This window comes from Acinetobacter sp. UBA3025 (assembly GCF_002367915.1).
GTDB lineage: Bacteria > Pseudomonadota > Gammaproteobacteria > Pseudomonadales > Moraxellaceae > Acinetobacter.
The window spans coordinates 1-2,564 of sequence record NZ_DFDO01000031.1; the positions used below are offsets into that span (position 1 = coordinate 1).

Sequence of the window (2,564 nt, forward strand, 5' to 3'; positions counted from 1 at the left end):
GCCATTCACATAGAACCGAGTCCGGGTGTATTCACTTTGACCATGCTGGAATACATAAGTACGCAGATCTACAAATTCACGATGTGCCACCAAAGCTGCCGTTTCATCACTGTCTAGCCAGCGTTGCATGGCCTGAATCTGTTCCGGTTCAAATTGCCCACATTTTTCAATCAGGCTGGCAATACCACGAAAAGTTTTGGATTCTTTGGCGCGGGTTTTATTAATCCGGATGCGGTCCACATGAAAATAAAATAAGGGCAGATTCAAATGACTTGGCAAATGAATCGCATCCAGGACTTCATCTTCCATAAAAGGCTGAAACAGATCCTGCGCCCTTTCAATCAGACCCAGCCATTGCTTGTAATATTCTTCGACCTGCGACTTGGTGCCATAATAAATTGGCAATCCTTCCACATTGGCCAGATTTGCCGGTGGCCAGATATTCTGGCGCAATAAGGCAATATCACTTTTCAGGCTCTGTACAACAATTGCATCTTGCATGAGATTCACATTTTTTATTGCTTAGGCTATTTTTAGATTAAGGCAAAGGTTTAGTTTCTGCAAGGCTTTGCCTATAATTAGTGATTAAGATTTTATTATCAGGAAAAATTCATGGTTCAAAAGATTGAAGCAACCGATGTAACCGAAGAAGAAGTGTTAAATGCTGCATTCTTTGAACGTGCTGATGAATTTATTAAACAGGCCAACGAATTTAGCCGTGTAGAAAAAGGCTCTCAGGAAAACCCGACAGAAAAACGTGGTCAAGTCAGCGCTGCAATGCTGTTTGGTACTGCCCGCTTTAATACCTGGGTCGCTGCCAACAATTTCAAAGATGGCAACGAGATGCGCGACGCTAAAGATCAGGTCATGTCTTATATCTTGCAGCAATTTCAGATGATGCTGGAAGATAACTACGATGAATACTGTGAGCAGTTTGAGAACTATTTACGTTTCCGTCGTAATGAAGAGTTTCATGCCAACAAGCATCAACACGACCACGATCATTAATGAAAGCCCTACGGGGCTTTTTTTAAATCTTTGATTTTTAATTTGACTTTAATACTGGATTCATCCTATAAAAAATGAATAAAAATTAAACGATGACCAAAAATATCATGCAACAACTGTCCTCTCCGATTATAGATCCGCAGATTCATCAATGGGACCCTTATACCACACCGCATGCCGCAGCCTCAGCCGTAAAATTATTTGGCAAACATCCCAAACTGCTGAACAAAATGGTGCGACTGATCAAGCCCAAAGCGGTGATCGATACCATTGGTCTGACCGAACATCTGACCGCGCCTTACCTACCTGAAAATTATAAACGTGACATCGGTCATTATCAGGTGGAACAGATTGTTCATATAGAAGCAAGCTGGCATGAGCATAAAGGTACTGGCGTGGTTAATGAAACCAGGTTTATTGCCGGGCTGCCTTTTGCTGAACAGAATATTCAGCTAGGCGGCATTGTGGCTACAGCTGATCTTCGTCAAAAAAACTTTAAACAGCTGCTGCAATTGCATCAGGAAGTTTCACCTAAACTACGCGGTATTCGTAAAATGGCATCGTTCCATGCCGATAAAGGCATTCATGCCTGGACCGATGAACCGCATTTATACTGCAATAAGAAATTTCTGAAAGGATTTGAGGAATTAGCCAAAGCCAATTTAAGTTTTGATGCCTGGGTTTATTCTACCCAAATTTCTGATGTGGCCCATCTGGCCAAAACATTTCCTGAAACGCCGATTGTGCTGGATCACTTGGGCACACCTGCCGGCATCTTTGGGAAAGTCGGTAAAGCAACCGGACAAACAGCACAGCAGCGAGACTATATTTTTCAGACCTGGAAAGAAGACCTGGCTGAACTGGCAAAATGCCCAAATGTGTATAGCAAAATCTCCGGTCTGTTTATGCCTGTACTCGGTCACCGTTTTCATTTAGAGCAAAAACTGGCAAAAAAAGATGAACTGATTCAGCTCGCGGCTCCATTGATCCAGCATGCCCTACAATGTTTCGGTAAAGATCGCATCATGTTTGCTTCTAATTTCCCGATGGATCGTGTCAGCACAGATCTGGTCACCATCATTGATGCCTTTAGCGATATTGTGCAGAGCTATGACGAACATGCTGTAAAGCCGGTTTTTTATGAGAATGCCAAACGCTTTTATCGCCTATAGATACGTGGAAACGTCATCCGTAACTGGTTGAGGCAGGACTACATCATAAGAGGATTGTTTCTACAATAAATTTATTTCGTGAAGGTGGTGGACGAGTTTTGCGGATGACAAATGGTTTTGGCTACTTTTGCCGAAGCAAAAGTAGCCATATAGACATCTAAACATTTATTTAAAATGAAAAGAGACCGTCATAGACTTATAAAAAATTACAGAGTTTATTTCACTTCTTTCCCATACTGATCCGCCATGACTTCGACCAGTTGATCCGGTTTAACATATTTTTTGATAACGGCATCGACATCTGCCTTGGTCAGCTTGGCAATCGCCTGATCACGTTTCTCCCGATAGATCAGATTACGATCTTTTTCCAGTTGTGGAATCAGC

The 2,564-nt window shown here is 42.2% G+C and carries 3 protein-coding genes; 2 read left to right on the forward strand and 1 reads right to left on the reverse strand.

Translation table 11 applies throughout. The annotated features are described in order from the left end of the window. A partial coding sequence (locus tag B4J23_RS01355; protein WP_291358500.1) for a hypothetical protein occupies window positions 1–501 on the reverse strand: 501 nt, incomplete at its 3' end. A gap of 111 nt (window positions 502–612) precedes the next feature. Between B4J23_RS01355 and B4J23_RS01360 the strand changes: the two genes are divergently transcribed. Continuing rightward, window positions 613–1,008, forward strand: a complete 396-nt coding sequence (locus tag B4J23_RS01360) for a DUF3144 domain-containing protein (RefSeq protein WP_125279552.1) — start codon at window positions 613–615, stop codon at window positions 1,006–1,008. A 107-nt stretch (window positions 1,009–1,115) separates the two neighbouring features. Then, window positions 1,116–2,180: an amidohydrolase family protein gene (locus B4J23_RS01365; RefSeq protein ID WP_291358503.1), complete on the forward strand. Its 1,065-nt coding sequence runs from the start codon at window positions 1,116–1,118 to the stop codon at window positions 2,178–2,180. Window positions 2,181–2,564 lie beyond the last annotated feature (384 nt).